Consider the following 17,230-nt stretch of genomic DNA (forward strand, 5'->3'; position numbering starts at 1 on the left):
CCGGCTTCAGAGCCGCAGGACCCGGCCGGCGACGACGAGGTGGACCTCGTCGCACGCCGCCGCGACCTGCTGGTTGACCGTGCCGAGCAGGTCCCGGAAGAGGCGTGCCGACCGGTGCTCCGGTACGACGCCGAGGCCGACCTCGTTCGTCACGAGCACCACGGCCTGGTCGGTCGCGGCGAGAGCGGCGAGCAGAGCGTCGAGGTGGCCGCGGACGTGCGCCTCGATCGCGGCGACCGGGGCGTCCCACAGGCCGGCGTCGTCGATGACGCCGGTCAGCCACGTGCCGAGGCAGTCGACCAGCACGGGACTCGTCGCCGCCTCGACCATCCCGCCGACATCGCGGGTCTCCGCGGTCGACCACCCCACCGGCCGGCGAGCCTGGTGGGCGGCGACCCGGGCGGCCCAGTCGGCGTCGTCGTACCGCGGACCGGCGGCGACATAGGTGACGGCCGGCGCGTCGGCCAGCAGCGACTCGGCGTGGCGGGACTTCCCGGACCGCACGCCACCGGTGACCAGGACCTTGCCGACCGTCGTCACGGCAGGGTGAAGGCGACCTTGCGGGCCGCGACGTCGGCGGTGGCGAGGGTGACCCGGACGTCCTCGCCGAGGGGCAGCGGACGCTCCGAGCGGACCGGCGCCTCGACCCCCACCGCGGCGAGCACGACGACGCCGGACGTCGCCTCGTCCTCGTGGACGCTGGTGACGACCCCGTCGAACTCCTCCCCGACGCGGTCGGCGAGGACCGCCGCCTCGAGCAGGTCCAGCACGGCCCGGTCGTAGGCCCCGGCCCGGCGGGCGGAGTCCTGCAGCGTCTTCGGCAGCCCGGGCAGCGCCGCGCTGACCCACGCGGGGACCGGGGCGTCCGCGCAGACGGCGAGGCAGACCTCGCCGGCGTACCGGTCGCCGAGGCGGCGCAGCGGCGCGGTGACGTGGGCGTACTCCGCGGCGATGGCCGAGTGGCGGGTCTGCTCGGGCAGCTCGCCGTCGAACGCGGCGTACCCGCTTCCGCGCAGCAGCCGCGTGCACGCCACGACCATCGCCTGGTGCTGCGGCACCGCGGGGTCGAGCGAGCGGATGAACGCCGGATAGTCGACGCCGGCCGGCCAGTCCACGCCCAGGCCCTTGGCGACGCGGCGCAGGCGCGCCACGTCGCGCGGGTCGGCCGGCGGCAGGGTGCGCAGCATCCCGACCTGGGCCCCCACCATGAGCGAGGCGGCGGCCATGCCGGTCAGCAGGGAGATCTGCGCGTTCCAGAGCTCGACGGGCAGCTGTTGGCGGAACACCAGCCGCAGGGCGCCGTCGCTCTCGTCCACCTCCTGCTCGGGCAGCGGCAGGGAGATGCCGCCGCGGACCACCTCCTGCTGCTCCCGCAGCCTGCCGACCTCGCGGACCAGCTCGAGCACCTCCCCGGCCGTCCCGTCGTCGAGCGCGCGCTGGGCGTCGACATAGGACCAGCGCGCCGTCGAGCGCACCCGGGCGCGCTCGACCCGGACGTCGGTGCTCGCCCCGTCCGCGTCGAGCCGGATCGTCCACAGCAGCGCGGGCCGGACCTGGTCGGGCAGCAGCGAGGCGGCCCCCTCCGAGAGCGCCGGCGGATGAAGGGGGATGCGGGAGCCGGCGCCGTACAGGGTCTCGCCACGGCGGTGGGCCTCCAGGTCGACCGGGTCCCCCGGCCGGACGAAGGCGGCGACGTCGGCGATCGCGTAGTGCACGACGTAGCCGTCGCCGTCGCGCTCGATGTGCACCGCCTGGTCCAGGTCCATCGAGCCCTCGGGGTCGATGGTGAGGAACGGCAGGTCGGTGCGGTCCAGGTCGGGCAGCACCGCATCGGACGCCGCGCGCTCGGCCGCGGCAGTGACCTCCGCCGGGAACTCGCCGGGGAGCTCCAGCTCCCGCGCGATCGCCGCCAGGCCGGCCTGGATCTCCGGGGAGCTCGCCTTGACCCGGACCACGAGATTGCTCGGCATGCCGGCGAGCCTATCCTTGCGCCCGTGCTGATCCTGCTGCCGCCGAGCGAGGGGAAGTCCGCTCCGCGACGCGGCCAGGCCCTCGACCTCTCCTCGCTGTCGTCGCCCGCGCTCACCGACGCGCGCGGCGAGATCCTCGACGCACTGGTCACCCTGTGCCGCGAGGACCCCGCGAAGGCGGCCGAGGTGCTCGGCCTGTCCGCCGGGCAGGCCGACCTGGTCGAGCGCAACGCCGGCCTGCGCCAGGCTCCGACGGCCCGCGCGGACCGCATCTACACCGGTGTCCTGTACGACGCCCTCGACGTGGCGACGCTCTCGGCGTCGGCGAAGCGGCGCGCCACCTCACGGGTCGCGGTCGCCTCGAGCCTGTTCGGCATGGTGCGCCTCGGCGACCGGATCCCGGCGTACCGGCTCTCCGGCGACGCGAGCCTCCCCCGGCTCGGCCCCGTCGCCGCCGTGTGGCGCGAGGCGCTGCCGGCCGTGATGTTCGCGACGCTGGGCCGCGGCCTGCTGGTCGACCTGCGCTCCGGCATGTACGCCGGCTTCTGGCGTCCCGGCCCGGACCTGGCACCGCGGGTCGCGACGGTGCGGGTGCTCCACGAGCACGACGGCACCCGCAAGGTGGTGAGCCACTTCAACAAGGCCACCAAGGGCCGCATCGTCCGCGCCCTGCTCGAGGACGGCGTCGACCCCCGGACGCCCGCGGCCCTCGCCGACGCGCTCCGGCGGCTGGGCTGGACGGTCGAGCTCGGCGCGCCCGGTCGGGCGGGGACGCAGCTGGATGTGGTGGTCGGGGAGCTGTAGGGGCCCCGGGGACAGTTTCACCGGCCGGCCGGTGAAACTCACGCTTGGACGAAGAAGTTTCATCGTCCAGGCGTGAGTTTCTTCGTCCAACCCTGAACAGTTTCACCGGCTGGCCGGTGAAACTGTCTCGAGGCCGCGCCCCAGAACCCCCGCGCCCGCTACCAGCGCCCGGTGTCCCGCAGCGTCCGCCGGCCGGGCGCGAGCGCGTTGAAGAAGCGCATCGAGCCCTTCTGCTCGCCGGTGCGCGGGTCGGGGTAGAAGGCCAGCACGGTGACAGCGGCGGGCGCCAGCTCCATCCGGAAGAGCGTCTCGAGCGGCGCGTCGAGGGCATGGGCGACGAGGGTCTTGATGGGCGTCACATGGCTGACCAGCACGACCGTGCGGCCCTGGTGCGCCGCGAGCAGCCGGGCCAGGCCCGCGAGCACCCGCTCCTGGACGGCCACGAAGGACTCGCCGCCCGGTGGCGCCGCCGCCATGTCGGCGAACCACGCGTCCAGCCGCTCCTTGTCGCGCTCGGCGACCTCCGTGAAGCTGAGCCCGTCCCAGTCGCCGAACTCCATCTCGGCGAAGGAGGGCTCCTCCGTGACCTCGCGTCCGAGAGAGGCGGCGATGATGTCCGCGGTCTCGCGGGTACGGCGCACCGGGGAGGCCACGACGACGTCGATGCTCTCCTTCAGCTCGGTGAGCCAGGCGGCGACCTCGGCGGCCTGCGCGCGACCCTCCTCCGACAGCGGCGGGTTGTCGCCGCCGAGACCGCCGGAGAAGCGGCGGCCGGTGGTGTGATGGGTGACGCCGTGGCGCACGAGCACCAACGTGGTCGGCTGGCCCGGCCCGGACGCCGGCGACTCGGCCTCCTCGATCGCGGAGTCGGGCTCGTCGGCCACCTGGTCGCCCGGCAGGCTCACCCCCGAGCGGATGCCGTCGAGCGCCTCGTTGGCGAGCCGGTCGGCCCACGAGTTCTCCGCGCGGGGCACCCAGGTGTACGTCGTACCGGCGGGTGCCAGCGCCCTGGCCTCGGCGGCGAGCACCTTCATGTCGGCGTGCTTGATCTGCCAGCGCCCCGACATCTGCTCCACGACCAGCTTGGAGTCCATCCGGACCTCGACCTGCGCGTCCGGCGCGAGGTCCGCGGCGAGCTTGAGGCCGGCGACGAGACCGGAGTACTCGGCGACGTTGTTGGTCGCGACACCGAGCGTGCGCGCGTCCTCCGCGATCACGGCGCCGGTCGCCGCGTCGCGCAGGACGGCGCCGTAGGCCGCCGGGCCGGGGTTGCCGCGGGACCCGCCGTCGGCCTCGACGACGACCCGGGCGGGACGAGCGTCGGTCACAGTCCGCTCTCGGGAGTCCGGACCAGGATCCGCTGGCACTCCTCGTGCCGCAGTACGGTCTCGGCGGGAGCCGCTCGGATCGCTGCGATCTCGCCGGCGTCGAGCGTGAGCTGACAGCCGCTGCACTGCCGGGCCCGCAGGGCCCCGACGCCGACGCCGCCCTTGCTCGCGCGCAGCTTCTCGTAGAGGGCGACCAGGTCGTCCGGGATCTGGGCCACGATCGGCCCCCGCTCGGCGGAGACCCGGGCGATCTCGGCGTCGAGGGCGTCGACCTTCTCGTCGCGGGCGGTGGTGAGGGCGCCGAGCCGGGCGTCGATGTCGTCGATGGCGGAGGTCAGCTCGGCCAGCGCGGACTGCGCCTCCTCGAGCTGCTCCATCACCTCGAGCTCCTCGTCCTCCAGGGTCGCGATCCGGCGCTCGAGCGACTCCAGCTCGTGCTGCATCCGCTCAAGGGCCTTCGGGTCGGCGATCGCGCCGGAGTCCATCCGCTCCCGGTCCCGGGTGCGGCGTGCCTTGACCTGCTCGACGTCCGCGTCGGCCTTGGCCTGGGCGGCGGCGAGGTCGTCGACGACGATGCGCTGGTCGCGCAGCCGGCCGTCGACGTCGATCCTCCTGCCGAGGAGGTCCTTGATCTCGGCGGCCTCGGCCGGGTTGTTGCGCTGGTACCGCAGCTGGTCGACCTGCGCGTCGAGCGCCTGGAGGTCGAGCAGGCGGAGCTGGGCGGCGGGGTCGGCGTTCACGGGGTCATCCTCGCAGGAACGGTCACAGGCGCGGTCACAGGCGCGGTCACAGGCGCATGGTCCACGGGTCGGTGGCGAGCGCGCTCACCCGGGTCTCGACCGCGTCTCCGAGGGCCTCACGCAAGCGCTGCTCGAGGACGGGCAGCCAGGTCCACTCGGCCGCCCAGTGCGCCACGTCGACCAGGGCCGGGCCGCCCTTCTCGAGGAACTCCGCGGCCGGGTGGTGGCGCAGGTCGCTGGTGACGTAGACGTCGGCGTCGGAGGTCGCGATCCGGTCGAGCAGGAAGTCGCCCGCTCCGCCGCACACCGCCACGCGTCGTACGGGACGCTCCGGGTCGCCGGCGACCCGGACGCCGTGGTGGGTCGCCGGCAGCGCGGCGGCCACCGACTCGGCAAAGCCGGCCAGGGTGGTCGGCTCGACGACCCCGATCCGGCCGGTGCCGGTCGAGGCGAGGCCGGGGTCCGCGAGCTCGACCACGTCGTAGGCCGGCTCCTCGTAGGGGTGCGCGCCCAGCATCGCCCGGACCACGGCCTCGCGGCGCCCGCGGGGGACGACGACCTCGATCCGGACCTCCTCCACCGTCGTCAGCTCGCCGACGGCCCCGATCATCGGGCTCGCGCCGTCGAGCGGGCGGAAGCGCCCCTCGCCGGGCGCGCTGGTGAACGAGGCGTAGTCGTAGTCGCCGATCTGTCCGGCGCCCGCCTCGGCGACGGCCGCGCGAACGGGCGCGGCCGCGTCGGCCGGCACGAAGACCGTCAGCTTGTCGAGGGGCTCGGCCGCGGCCGGGACGATCGGAGCGAGCTCCTTGAGACCCAGCGCGACGGCGAACGCCTCCGACACCCCGCCGGCCGCCTGGTCGGCGTTGGTGTGCGCGGTGAGGAGCGCGCAGTCGGCGCGCGCGAGGGTGCGCAGGGTGCGGCCCTTCGGCGTGGTGGCCGCGAACCCGTGGACGCCCTTGAGGAAGAGCGGGTGGTGGACCAGCAGCAGGTCGGCCTTCACGTCGGCGGCCTCGGTCGCGACCTCCGGCGTCGGGTCGACGGCGAGCAGCACCCTGCGCACCTGCTGCTCCGGGTCGCCGTACACCAGGCCCACGCGGTCCCAGCTGTCGGCGGTCGCGGGCGGGTACCAGCCGTGGACGAGGTCGACGACGTCCTGGAGCGAGGGCATGCGGCCAGGCTAGCCACTGGCGATGTGCCCCGGGCACCGAGGTTGCTATGGTGCCGGTGCCAGTCGACCTCACCGGGGAGCAGTCCCCGGGTGGTCAGGGAACCCGGTGAGAGTCCGGGACTGACGCGCAGCGGTGTGGGTGACGGGCGGAGCACTGGTCAGCACGCGGGACCAGAGTCACTGGGTCGGTCGACGACCTGGGAAGGCGCTCCGTCCCGGTTGATCCCGAGTCCGAAGACCTGCTGGCCCTTGCGACATCCGTCGCGAGGTCGATGTGGGGCGATCGCGAGGAGCCCCGGCCTCGAAGGACCAGCGATGGCGCAGACCGCGCGCAGCCGCCCCGACCGGTGTCCCGGCGTCGTGCACCCCTGGCCCGCCGACGACGGCGGGCTGGTGCGGATCCGCATCCCGGGCGGACGGGTGCCGCTGACGGCACTGCGCGCGCTCGCCACGGTCGCCCAGGAGTACGGCGACGGCCGGGTCCGCCTCACCGGCCGGGCCAACCTGCAGCTGCGGGCGATGCCCCTGGACGCCGACGGCCGGCTCGCCGCGCCGGCGCTGGCCGCGCTCGAGCGCACCGGGCTGCTGCCCTCGCGCGCCCACGACCGGATCCGTAACGTGCTGGCCTCGCCGCAGACCGGGCTCGCGGGCGGCCGCGCCGACCTGCGGCCCGTCGTCACGACGCTCGACGCCCTGCTGCGCGCCGACGACGAGATGGCGCGCCTCCCCGGCCGGTTCCTGTTCACCCTGGACGACGGCCGCGGCGACCTGGCCGACCGGCACAAGGACCTCGGCCTGGTCGCGCTGGACGCCGCCACCGCCCAGCTGGTCGTCGGCGACGGGTACGGCGACGTCGTGGCCCTGGACGCGGCCCCGGCCGCGCTGGTCGCGCTCGCGCGCGCCTTCCTCGCCGCGCGCGGCACCGGTCCGGACGCCGCCTGGCACGTGCCCGAGCTGGCCGCCCCCCTCGTCCGCCCGGCCGACCCCGTGCCGGGAGCCACGATCTCGACCGGGCCGCTTCCCTTCGGCCCGGTCGCGGGCGGCGAGCACGTCGCGGTCGGCGAGGACGGCCTCGACCTCGCGGCCCTCAGCCCCTGGACGGCACCGGCCGTCGTCGTCACGCCCTGGAACGGCGTACTGATCCCGTCCACCTCCGAGGAGGCCCCGTGACCGACCTGTCCGAGCTGACCGCTCCCCCGCGCCGGTACGCCTACGTCGCGGACGGGCCGGCGATCTACGTCGACTCCTTCGCGACGATCCGGCGCGAGGCGGACCTCTCGCAGGTGCCCGCCGACGCCGAGAAGGTGGCCGTGCGGATGATCCACGGCAGCGGGCAGACCGACCTGGTCCGGGACCTGGTCATCCATCCGCGCCTGGTGCCGGCGGCGCGGTCCGCGCTGGACTCCGGCGCGCCGATCCTCTGCGACGCCCGGATGGTCGCCATGGGCATCACCGCCGGCCGGCTGCCCGCGGACAACCCCGTGCACTGCCTGCTCACCGACGAGCGGGTGCCGGAGCTCGCCCGGCGCTGGTCGACCACCCGCACCGCGGCCGCGGTCTCGCTGTGGGAGCCGCTCCTCGAGGGCGCCGTGGTCGCGATCGGCAACGCCCCGACCGCCCTGTTCCACCTGCTGGAGATGGTCCTCGCCGGCGCTCCCCGGCCCGCCGCGATCGTCGGGTGCCCGGTCGGGTTCATCGGCGCCGCCGAGTCCAAGGACGCGCTCGCCGCCTTCGCCGACGAGCACGGCATCGACATCCCGTTCGTGACCGTGCGCGGACGTCGGGGCGGGTCCGCCATGGCGTCCTCCGCCGTCAACGCGCTCGCCCAGGAGGAGGAGTGACCGGTCGCTTCCTCGTCGTCGGCATCGGCCCCGGCGACCCCGAGCTGATCACGCGCAAGGCCGAGCGGCTGATCGCCGGGGCGCCTGTCGTCGCCTTCCACGCCGGCGTCCGCAAGCAGTCCCACGCCCGCCGGATCGCCGCCCACCTGATCCCGGCCCAGGCGGTCGAGGAGGAGCTGCGCTACCCGGTCACGACCGGCGCGACGGACCATCCCGGCGGGTACGTCGGCGCCCTGGCCGACTTCTACGACGAGTGCGAGTCCCGGCTCGCCGCGCACCTCGACGCCGGTCGCGACGTCGTCCTGCTGGCCGAGGGCGACCCGCTCTTCTACGGCTCGTCGATGTACCTGGTCGACCGCTTCCGCGAGCGCTTCGCCGTCGAGGTGGTCCCGGGCGTCCCCGCCTTCGCCGCCGCCACCGCCACCATCCCGGCCCCGCTGGTGCGCCAGACCGACGTCCTCACCGTGCTGCCCGGGACCCTGCCCGAGGCGGAGCTGGCCCGCCGGCTCGCCGACACCGACGGCGCGGTCATCATGAAGCTCGGCCGGACCTTCCCCGCCGTACGCTCCGCCCTCGCCCAGGCCGGGCGCCTCGACGGTGCCCTGTACGTCGAGCGCGCCTCCCAGCCCGAGGAGCGGTGGCTGCCGGTGGCCGAGGTGGACGCCGACGCCGTGCCGTACTTCTCGCTGATCGTCGTCCCCGGCGACTCCGCGCGGCCCGCGTCGGCGGCGCGGATGCGTGCGGATTGGTCACAGACCGCAGCAGATCCGGCCGAGGACATGCGGTTTGGGACCAAACCGCAGGCTGCCGAGCTCCTCGTCGTCGGCCTCGGCCCCGGCCCCGACGGCTGGCTCACGCCCGAGGCGAGCGCAGCCCTGGCCGAGGTGGACCACGTGGTGGGCTACGCGCCCTACGTGAACCGCGTCCCCCAGCGGATGGGCCTGCAGCGCCATGCGTCGGGCAACACCGTGGAGGTCGACCGGGCCCGGCTCGCGCTCGACCTCGCCCTGCGTGGCGAGCGGGTGGCGGTGGTCTCCGGCGGCGACGCCGGGGTGTTCGGCATGGCATCGGCGGTCTTCGAGGCGGCGGCGGACCCGGACCACCCGGCGTACGCCGGCGTCCCGGTGCGGGTGCTGCCGGGCGTGAGCGCCGTCCAGGCGGTCGCGGCGCGGGCGGGCGCGCCGATCGGCGCCGACTTCGCGGTGCTCAGCCTCTCCGACCGGCTCAAGCCGTGGCCGGTGGTCGAGCGCCGGCTGCGGGCGATCGCCGAGGCCGACCTGGTGCTCGGCGTCTACAACCCCGCCTCGCGGTCGCGGCGCGACCAGGTCGTCGAGATGCAGAAGATCCTGCTCGAGCACCGCTCCCCCGACACCGTGGTCGTCGTCGGCCGCGACGTCGGCCGGGCCGAGGAGTCGCTGACGGTGACCACGCTCGGTGCGCTCGACACCGCCTCCATCGACATGAAGTGCCTCCTCCTCGTGGGCGCCTCGTCGACCCGCGTGGAGCCGAACGGCACGGTCTGGACGCCCCGATGGGTCGACTGATCACCGTCGTCGGCATCGGGGCCGACGGCCACCTCCCGCCGCCCGCCCGCGGGCTCGTCGGCTCCGCCGAGGTGCTGCTCGGCGGCGAGCGCCATCTCGGCCTGGTGCCCGCCGTCCCCGGGCAGGTCCGGCGGCCGTGGCCGCGACCGCTCACCGCCCTGCCCGGCGTGCTGAAGGAGCATCGCGGCCGCAGCATCGTGGCCCTGGCGTCCGGGGACCCGCTGGTCTCCGGCATCGGCACGACGCTGGTCCGGCTGCTCGGCGCGGACGCGGTCGACGTCGTGCCGGCGGTGTCGTCGGTGGCGCTCGCCCGCGCCCGGATGGGCTGGTCGGCCGAGGAGTCCGCGGTCGTCACGCTGGTGGGCCGCGACGTCGACGCGCTGCGCCGCGAGCTCGCACCCGGTCGGCGGCTGTTGGTGCTCTCCTCCGACGAGACGACGCCGGCGGCCGTGTCGGCCGTGCTGTCCGACGCCGGCTTCGGCGCCTCGACGATGACCGTGCTGGGCGACCTGGGGTCGCCCGCGGAGTCGCGCACCGACATCGCCGCCGGGAGGCCCGTCCCCGCCGGGCTGCCGCGGCTGCACGTCCTCGCCCTGCAGGTCGCGGGTCCCGGCGCCGCGTCCTGGAGCAGCGGGCTGCCCGACGACGTCTTCGAGCACGACGGCCAGCTCACCAAGCGCGACGCGCGCGCCAGTGCCCTCGCCCGGCTGGCCCCAGCACCCCACCAGCACCTCTGGGACGTCGGCGCCGGGGCGGGCTCGGTCGCCATCGAGTGGCTGCGCGCGCACCCCCTGACCACCGCGACCGCCGTCGAGGCCGACCCCGGACGTGCGGCCCGGATCGACCGCAACGCCCACCGGCTCGGCGTACCCCGCCTCGAGGTCGTGACCGGAGACGCGCCCGGCGCCCTCGCGGGGCTGCCCGCGCCCGACGCGGTCTTCGTCGGCGGCGGCGCGACCGCGGGGGGCCTGCTCGACCTGTGCCGCGACGCCCTCACGCCCGGCGGCCGCCTGGTCGCGCACGGCGTGACCCTCGAGACCGAGCGGCTGCTGGTCGACGCCTTCCACGCGTACGGCGGCGAGCTCACCCGGCTCGCGGTCGAGCACGTCGCGCCGCTCGGCAGCCGCTTCACCGGCTGGACGCCCGCCCGCGCCGTCGTCCAGTGGTCCTGGACCAGGGATCAGGGGGAGCTCTCGTGACGGTCCACTTCGTCGGCGCCGGCCCGGGCGCGGCCGACCTGATCACCCTGCGCGCCGTCTCCCTGCTGTCCACCGCGGACGTGGTGCTCTACCCCGGCACCTACATCGACGCCGAGGTCCTCTCCCACTGCCGCGAGGACGCGCAGCGGGTCGACACCCAGGACCTCGACCTCGACCGGATCACCGCCACGATGGTGGAGGCGCACGTCGCCGGCCGCGACGTCGTCCGGCTGACGTCGGGCGACCCGTCGCTGTACTCCGCCCTGCACGAGCAGACGCGACGACTGGACGCCGCCGAGGTGCCGTGGGACGTGACGCCGGGGGTGCCGGCGTACGCCGCGGCGGCCGCCGTCGTCGGCCGGGAGCTGACCGTGCCGCTGCTGACCCAGACGGTCGTGCTCACCCGGACCCAGGCACGCTCCACCGCCATGCCGGAGCGCGAGTCGCTGGCGGCGTACGCCGCGACGGGCGCGACCCTCGTGCTGCATCTGGCGATCACCCGCACCCGCACGCTGATGACCGAGCTGGTGCCGTTCTACGGGGCCCACTGCCCGGTCGCCGTCGTCTCCCGGGCCTCGCAGCCGCAGGAGCTGGTGCTGCGCGGCACGGTCGGCACCATCGCCGACCTGGTCGAGGAGGCCGGGTTGCGCCAGGCCGCGGTGATCCTGGTCGGCCCCGCACTGGCGCCGGGCACCGAGCACGCCGACGCCGAGTCCTACCTCTACTCCCCCGCCCGCGTCGCCCGGAAGGAGCGCCTGCGATGACCGCGACGACCCAGACCCCCGCCGCCGACCACTTCCCCTTCAGCGCGGTGGTCGGCGCCGACGGAGCCGACGGGCCCGACCCGATGGCCCTGGCCCTGATCCTCACCACGATCGCCCCGGAGGTCGGCGGCGTGCTGGTGCGCGGCGAGAAGGGCACCGCGAAGTCGACGATCGTGCGCGCCCTGGCGGCCGTGCTCCCGCCGGTCGACGGACGCCCGGTCCCCCTCGTGGAGCTGCCCATCGGCGCCACCGAGGACCGGGTCACCGGCTCCATCAACCTCGAGAGCGCACTGGCGGAGGGCCGGGCGGAGTACGAGCCGGGACTTCTGGCCAAGGCGCACCGCGGCATCCTGTACGTCGACGAGGTCAACCTGCTGCACGACCACCTGGTCGACCTGCTTCTCGACGCCGCGGCGATGGGCCGCGCGACCGTCGAGCGGGACGGGGTCTCGATGACGCACGACGCCCGCTTCGTGCTGGTCGGCACGATGAACCCCGAGGAGGGCGAGCTGCGCCCGCAGCTGCTCGACCGCTTCGGACTCACCGTCGAGGTCGCGGCGCCGCGCGACCCCGCGCTCCGGGCCGAGGTCGTGCGCCGCCGGATGGCGTACGACGCCGATCCGGCCGGGTTCGCGGCCCGCTACGCCGCAGCGGAGGATGCGCTGCGCGCGCGGATCGCCGCCGCCCGTGGGCTCGTCGGCGAGGTCCGGCTGACCGACGCCGGGCTGCTGAAGATCGCCGAGGTGTGCGCGGCCTTCGACGTGGACGGCCTGCGTGCCGACATCGTCACCGCCCGCACGGCCGTGGCCCATGCGGCGTGGTCCGGCCGGTCGCAGGTGGACCTCGAGGACATCCGGGTGGCGGCCCGGCTCGCGCTGCCCCACCGGCGGCGGCGCAAGCCATTCGACGCGCCGGGACTGGACGAGGACCTGCTCGACCAGGTGCTCGGTGACGACGACCTGCCGCCCGAGCCGGAGGGCCCGGACGAGGGGCCCGGGCCCGAGCCGCAGGGTCCCGCTCCGGAGGGCGCCGCCGACGACGCGCACTACGACGCCGACGGCGGCCCCGTCGACGCCGACCCGGCCGACGCCCCCGCGCCCGGCAGTGCCCCGCCGACCGGTGGAGAGGGCACGGGCAGCGCGCCCAGCGCGGTGGCGCCGACCGGCTCGACGTACCGCACCCGGCTGCTGACGGCCCGCGGCGTCGGCGCCGGCACCGCCGGGAAGCGCAGCCGGGCCCGCACCAGCAGCGGCCGTCGGATCGGTGCGACCGCGCCGGCCGGGCAGGGGGGCGGCGCGATCCACCTCACGGAGACGATCCGCGCCGCGGTCCCCCACCAGTGGGCGCGCGGGCGCACCGGGGGCGGGCGGCTGCTGCTGCGTCCCACGGACCTGCGGGTGGCCGTCCGCGAGGGCCGGGAGGCCAATCTCGTGCTGTTCTGCGTCGACGCCTCGGGCTCGATGGCCGCGCGGCGGCGCATGGAGCAGGTGAAGACGGCCGTGCTGAGCCTGCTGCTCGACGCCTACCAGCGCCGGGACAAGGTCGGCCTGGTCACCTTCCGCGGCGCGACGGCGGAGCTGGCGCTGCCGCCCACCCACTCCGTCGACGCCGCGGCGCAGCGGCTGGAGGAGCTGCCGTCCGGAGGTCGCACACCGCTCGCCGAGGGCCTGCTGGAGGCAGCCCACGTGCTCGCGGTGGAGCGCACCCGCGACCCGCACCGCCGCGCCCTGCTCGTCCTCGTCACCGACGGCCGGGCGACCGCGGGCGCCGACGCGGTCGCTCGGTCCCGGAGGGCGGCCGGCGTCCTCGCCGACGCGGGGGTGAGCAGCGTCGTCGTGGACTGCGAGAGCGGCCCGCTGCGCCTGGGTCTCGCCGCGACCCTCGCCGAGCACCTCGGTGCCGAGCACCTCCCGGTCGGGGAGGTCAGCGCGGAGGCGCTGATGGACGTCACCCGGCGCGCGGCATGAGCACGCCCCCGAGCGCCACGCTGTACGACGTCATCGAGCGCCGGCGCGACGTGCGGGCCGAGTTCACCGGAGCGCCCGTCCCCGACGACGTGCTCGAGCGGGTGCTCGGCGCCGCGCACCGGGCGCCGAGCGTCGGGATGAGCCAGCCGTGGGACTTCGTGCTGGTGCGCGATCCCGCGCTGCGGCGGACCTTCCGTGAGCATGTCACCGCCGAGCGCGACGCCTTCGCCGCCTCGCTGCCGCCGGAGCGGCGCGCCACCTTCGACCGGATCAAGGTGGAGGGCATCTGCGAGTCCTCGCTCGGCATCGTCGTGACCCACAGCCAGGCCCGCGGCGGGACGCACGTCCTGGGCCGCCATGCGATCGCCGACGCCGGCCTGTACTCGACGGTGCTCGCGATCCAGAACCTCTGGCTCGCCGCGACCGCCGAGGGGCTCGGCCTGGGCTGGGTGTCCTTCTACCGCGAGGACTTCCTGCGCGGGCTGCTCGAGATGCCCGCGGACGTGCGCCCGGTGGCGTGGCTGTGCCTGGGCTCGGTCAGCCACCTCGAGACGGTGCCCGACCTCGAGCGGCACGGCTGGCGGTCGCGCCGGCCGCTCGCGGACGCCATCCACCACGACCGCTGGACCAGCAGGAGGACCGATGCCTGAGGGCAAGCCGCTCGTCGTACCGGACGACGGGCTCACCACGCGCCAGCGCCGCAACCGGCCGCTGGTGATCGTGCACACCGGCGACGGCAAGGGGAAGTCGACCGCGGCCTTCGGGCTGGCGCTGCGCGGTTGGAACCAGGGCTGGGACATCGGCGTGTTCCAGTTCGTGAAGTCCGCGAAGTGGCGTCTCGGCGAGCAGACGGCGTTCGAGAGGCTCCCCCCGGGGAACGGCACGGTCGAGTGGCACAAGATGGGCTCCGGCTGGTCCTGGTCGCGCAAGGCCGGCTCCGAGGAGGACCACGCCGCGGACGCCGCCGAGGGCTGGGCCGAGATCAAGCGCCGGATCGCCGCCGAGCAACACGACCTCTATCTGCTCGACGAGTTCACCTACCCGATCAATTGGGGCTGGGTGGACGTCGACGACGTCGTGGACACCCTGGCGAACCGGCCGGGTCGCCAACACGTGGTGATCACCGGCCGACGCGCGGACCCGAAGCTCGTGGAGGTCGCCGACCTGGTCACCGAGATGACGAAGGTCAAGCACCCCATGGACGTCGGCCAGAAGGGCCAGAGGGGCATCGAGTGGTGAGCGGCGATGGCTGAGCTGCCCCGGGTGGTCGTCGCGGCCCCGGCCACCGGCCAGGGCAAGACGACCGTCGCCACCGGCCTGATGGCCGCGCTGGCCGCGGCAGGGCACGAGGTCAGCGGGCACAAGGTGGGACCGGACTACATCGACCCCGGCTACCACGCGCTCGCGTGCGGCCGCGCCGGCCGCAACCTCGACCCGCACCTCGTCGGCGAGCACCTGGTCGCCCCGCTGCTGCTGCACGGCGCCCGCACCCCTCGGCCCGCGGACGTCGCGGTGGTGGAGGGGGTGATGGGCCTGTACGACGGCCGGATCGGCGGTGCCGGCTTCTCCTCGACGGCCCATGTCGCCGCGCTGACCCACACGCCCGTGGTGCTCGTGGTCGACATCTCCCGCTCCTCGCGCTCGGTCGGCGCGGTGGTGCACGGGATGGCGACCTGGGACCGCTCGGTCGAGGTCGCGGGCGTGATCCTCAACCAGGCCGGGTCCGCCCGGCACGCCGACGAGGTGCGCTCCGCGATCGCGCTGCCCGTGCTCGGCGTGATCCCGCGCGACGCGTCGATCGCGACCCCGTCGCGGCACCTCGGCCTGGTCACCGCGGCCGAGCGCGGCGGGTCGGCGGCCGTGGTCGCGCGGCTGGCGGAGGTGGTCGCCGAGCACGTCGACCTCGACGCCGTGCTGGCGATCGCCCGCTCCGCTCCCCCGCTGTCCATCGAGCCGTGGTCGCCGAGCCCCCCGGTGGTCGAGGTGCGACGAGCGCCAGCGAGGAGCCTCGAGACCACCACCTCGCGCCGCCCACGCGTCGCCGTGGCGGCCGGCCGCGCCTTCACCTTCCAGTACGCCGAGACCGCCGAGCTCCTCGCCGCCCACGGCTGCGACGTGGTGAGCTTCGACCCGGCGGTCGACACCGCCCTGCCCGCGGGCACCGCGGGTCTCTACCTCGGCGGCGGCTTCCCCGAGGTGCATGCCGCCGACCTGGCCGCGAACACTCCGCTCCTCGCCGAGATCAGGGAGGCGGTTCTCGACGGCCTGCCCACGGTCGCCGAGTGTGCGGGGCTGCTCTACCTCTGTCGCACCCTGGACGGCGCCGCGATGTCCGGCGTGCTCGGCGCCGACGCCGAGATGACCGACCGGCTGACCCTGCGCTACCCGGTCGCGACCGCGACCTCCGACACGCTGCTCACCCGCGTCGGCGAGGAGGTGACCGGGCACGAGTTCCACCGCACGACGGTCGCTCCCTCCGCGGGCCCGACCGCGGCCTGGCACGTCGATGGCCAGGCAATCGGCTTCGCCTCGTCGACCCTGCACGCGTCGTACCTCCACACCCACTGGGCCGGGCATCCCCAGCTGGCGGCACGCTTCGCAGAGGCGGTGCGCGCCCATGCCTGAGCGCGACCCGCTGCGCCACCATGGCGACGTCGAGGCCCGCGGCCTGCTGGACCTGGCCGTCAACGTGTACGACGGCCCTCGGCCGCCCTGGCTCGACGACGCGCTGCTCGCGTCGCTGCAGGCCGTCGACGCCTATCCCGACCCGAGTGCGGCCCGGGCGGCCGTGGCCGCCCACCACGGTCGCGCCGAGGACGAGGTGCTGGTGACGGCCGGCGCGGCGGAGGCCTTCACGCTGGTGGCGCGACTGCGGCCGTGGACCCGGCCGGCGGTGGTGCATCCGCAGTTCACCGAGCCCCACGCCGCGCTCGAGCAGGCCGGCCACGCGGTCACCTCGGTGGTGCTGCGGGAGCCCTTCGCGCTCGACGCGTCGCTGGTGCCGGAGGACGCCGACCTCGTCGTCGTGGGCAACCCGACGAACCCGACGGGTGTCCTGCACCCCGCCGAGACGCTGCTGTCCCTGCGCCGCCCGGGGAGGCTGGTGGTGGTCGACGAGGCGTTCATGGACTGCGTCCCGGGCGAGCCGGAGTCGCTGGCCGGCGTACGGCGCGACGGGCTGGTCGTGCTCCGGTCGCTCACGAAGCACTGGGGCATCCCCGGCATCCGTGCGGGGTACGTCGTGGGCGACGCCGGCGCGGTCGCCGGCCTGGCGCGGGCGCAGACCCCGTGGTCGGTCGGCACCACCGCCGCGGCCGCGGTCGTGGCGTGCACCTCCACCGACGCCGCGGGCGAGGCGAAGCGGCGGGCAGAGCAGATCGCCGACTGGCGCGAGCATCTCGAGAAGGGCCTCGCCGACCTCGGCGTCGACCACCTGCCGTCGGCGGCGTCCTTCGTGCTCGCGCGGGTCGGCACGGGCGTGCACGGAAGGCTGCGCGAGGCCGGCGTCGCGGTCCGCCGGGCCGACACCTTCCCGGGCCTCGACGGCAGCTGGGTCCGGGTCGCCGTGCGTCCGCCCGCCACGACCGACCTGCTGCTCGCGGCTCTCCGGGCCCATCGATTGGGCACAGACCGCAGCTGAAGGGGCCGAAATGTTGCGGTTTGGGACCAAACCGCAAGCCCAGGACCCGCACCACGGACAGCTCCCCACCACCCGACCCCATGCCCTAGAGTCCTTCACGCAGGCACGAGGAAGCCGGTGGGAGTCCGGCACAGTCGCGCTACTGTGACACCGCCTCCGCCCTCAGCAACCCCAGCAGGGGTCGGGTGCGGTGAAGTCAGGAACGAGTGCCTGCGCACACCTCACATCCACTGACCAGGGACGCTGAATCCCTGAGGAGGCATCA

Annotated in this window: 16 protein-coding genes and 2 riboswitches; of the genes, 11 read left to right on the forward strand and 5 right to left on the reverse strand. The window is 75.3% G+C overall.

The features are described from left to right. Positions 1–6 precede the first annotated feature (6 nt). Both cobU and ACJ5H2_RS13140 read right to left on the reverse strand, forming a co-directional pair. A complete protein-coding gene (gene cobU, locus ACJ5H2_RS13135; protein ID WP_408895853.1) occupies positions 7–540 on the reverse strand; it encodes a bifunctional adenosylcobinamide kinase/adenosylcobinamide-phosphate guanylyltransferase in 534 nt (177 codons plus the stop codon). Then, positions 537–1,970: an RNB domain-containing ribonuclease gene (locus ACJ5H2_RS13140; protein WP_408895854.1), complete on the reverse strand. Its 1,434-nt coding sequence runs from the start codon at positions 1,968–1,970 to the stop codon at positions 537–539. Before ACJ5H2_RS13140 ends, cobU begins: the two co-directional genes overlap by 4 nt. Before the next feature lie 24 nt (positions 1,971–1,994). Here ACJ5H2_RS13140 and yaaA point away from each other — a divergent pair, with 24 nt between their 5' ends. Then, positions 1,995–2,774: a peroxide stress protein YaaA gene (gene yaaA, locus ACJ5H2_RS13145; protein ID WP_408895855.1), complete on the forward strand. Its 780-nt coding sequence runs from the start codon at positions 1,995–1,997 to the stop codon at positions 2,772–2,774. Positions 2,775–2,932: 158 nt separating this feature from the next. Here yaaA and ACJ5H2_RS13150 read toward each other — a convergent pair whose 3' ends face one another. Genes ACJ5H2_RS13150 through ACJ5H2_RS13160 form a run of 3 tightly spaced genes read right to left on the reverse strand, consistent with a single transcriptional unit; the run spans position 2,933 to position 6,010 of the window. After that, positions 2,933–4,102: a bifunctional RNase H/acid phosphatase gene (locus ACJ5H2_RS13150; RefSeq protein WP_408895856.1), complete on the reverse strand. Its 1,170-nt coding sequence runs from the start codon at positions 4,100–4,102 to the stop codon at positions 2,933–2,935. Beyond that, positions 4,099–4,842 carry a zinc ribbon domain-containing protein gene (locus ACJ5H2_RS13155; protein ID WP_408895857.1) on the reverse strand — a complete coding sequence of 248 codons (744 nt, stop codon included), beginning with the start codon at positions 4,840–4,842 and terminating at the stop codon, positions 4,099–4,101. The genes ACJ5H2_RS13150 and ACJ5H2_RS13155 overlap by 4 nt, the downstream gene beginning before the upstream one ends. Positions 4,843–4,888: 46 nt before the next feature. After that, a complete protein-coding gene (locus tag ACJ5H2_RS13160; protein WP_408895858.1) occupies positions 4,889–6,010 on the reverse strand; it encodes a Nif3-like dinuclear metal center hexameric protein in 1,122 nt (373 codons plus the stop codon). A gap of 43 nt (positions 6,011–6,053) precedes the next feature. Further along, positions 6,054–6,272: riboswitch (cobalamin riboswitch) on the forward strand. Between the two features lie 53 nt (positions 6,273–6,325). Between ACJ5H2_RS13160 and ACJ5H2_RS13165 the strand changes: the two genes are divergently transcribed. Genes ACJ5H2_RS13165 through cobC form a run of 10 tightly spaced genes read left to right on the forward strand, consistent with a single transcriptional unit; the run spans position 6,326 to position 16,965 of the window. After that, complete coding sequence (locus ACJ5H2_RS13165) at positions 6,326–7,180, forward strand: nitrite reductase (protein ID WP_408895859.1); 855 nt, start codon at positions 6,326–6,328, stop codon at positions 7,178–7,180. Positions 7,181–7,185: 5 nt separating this feature from the next. Further along, positions 7,186–7,851 carry a precorrin-8X methylmutase gene (locus ACJ5H2_RS13170; RefSeq protein WP_408899634.1) on the forward strand — a complete coding sequence of 222 codons (666 nt, stop codon included), beginning with the start codon at positions 7,186–7,188 and terminating at the stop codon, positions 7,849–7,851. Further along, positions 7,848–9,395 carry a precorrin-3B C(17)-methyltransferase gene (gene cobJ, locus ACJ5H2_RS13175; protein WP_408895860.1) on the forward strand — a complete coding sequence of 516 codons (1,548 nt, stop codon included), beginning with the start codon at positions 7,848–7,850 and terminating at the stop codon, positions 9,393–9,395. Before ACJ5H2_RS13170 ends, cobJ begins: the two co-directional genes overlap by 4 nt. Next, a complete protein-coding gene (gene cbiE, locus ACJ5H2_RS13180; protein WP_408895861.1) occupies positions 9,383–10,594 on the forward strand; it encodes a precorrin-6y C5,15-methyltransferase (decarboxylating) subunit CbiE in 1,212 nt (403 codons plus the stop codon). The genes cobJ and cbiE overlap by 13 nt, the downstream gene beginning before the upstream one ends. Continuing rightward, positions 10,591–11,358, forward strand: coding sequence for a cobalt-precorrin-4/precorrin-4 C(11)-methyltransferase (locus ACJ5H2_RS13185; RefSeq protein ID WP_408895862.1), 768 nt, complete (start codon positions 10,591–10,593; stop codon positions 11,356–11,358). The genes cbiE and ACJ5H2_RS13185 overlap by 4 nt, the downstream gene beginning before the upstream one ends. After that, positions 11,355–13,325 carry a VWA domain-containing protein gene (locus ACJ5H2_RS13190; RefSeq protein ID WP_408895863.1) on the forward strand — a complete coding sequence of 657 codons (1,971 nt, stop codon included), beginning with the start codon at positions 11,355–11,357 and terminating at the stop codon, positions 13,323–13,325. Before ACJ5H2_RS13185 ends, ACJ5H2_RS13190 begins: the two co-directional genes overlap by 4 nt. Further along, complete coding sequence (gene bluB, locus ACJ5H2_RS13195) at positions 13,322–13,975, forward strand: 5,6-dimethylbenzimidazole synthase (RefSeq protein WP_408895864.1); 654 nt, start codon at positions 13,322–13,324, stop codon at positions 13,973–13,975. Before ACJ5H2_RS13190 ends, bluB begins: the two co-directional genes overlap by 4 nt. Further along, entirely contained in the window at positions 13,968–14,564 is a 597-nt protein-coding gene (gene cobO, locus ACJ5H2_RS13200) for a cob(I)yrinic acid a,c-diamide adenosyltransferase (RefSeq protein ID WP_408895865.1), read from the forward strand. The genes bluB and cobO overlap by 8 nt, the downstream gene beginning before the upstream one ends. Positions 14,565–14,570: 6 nt before the next feature. Then, on the forward strand, positions 14,571–15,950 hold the full coding sequence (locus tag ACJ5H2_RS13205; RefSeq protein ID WP_408895866.1) for a cobyrinate a,c-diamide synthase: 1,380 nt from the start codon (positions 14,571–14,573) through the stop codon (positions 15,948–15,950). Beyond that, positions 15,943–16,965 carry an Rv2231c family pyridoxal phosphate-dependent protein CobC gene (gene cobC, locus ACJ5H2_RS13210; RefSeq protein ID WP_408895867.1) on the forward strand — a complete coding sequence of 341 codons (1,023 nt, stop codon included), beginning with the start codon at positions 15,943–15,945 and terminating at the stop codon, positions 16,963–16,965. The genes ACJ5H2_RS13205 and cobC overlap by 8 nt, the downstream gene beginning before the upstream one ends. Positions 16,966–17,074: 109 nt before the next feature. Next, positions 17,075–17,169, forward strand: a riboswitch (cobalamin riboswitch). Positions 17,170–17,230: the final 61 nt, after the last annotated feature.

Origin of the sequence: Nocardioides pymetrozini (assembly GCF_046058985.1) — a bacterium.
GTDB lineage: Bacteria > Actinomycetota > Actinomycetes > Propionibacteriales > Nocardioidaceae > Nocardioides.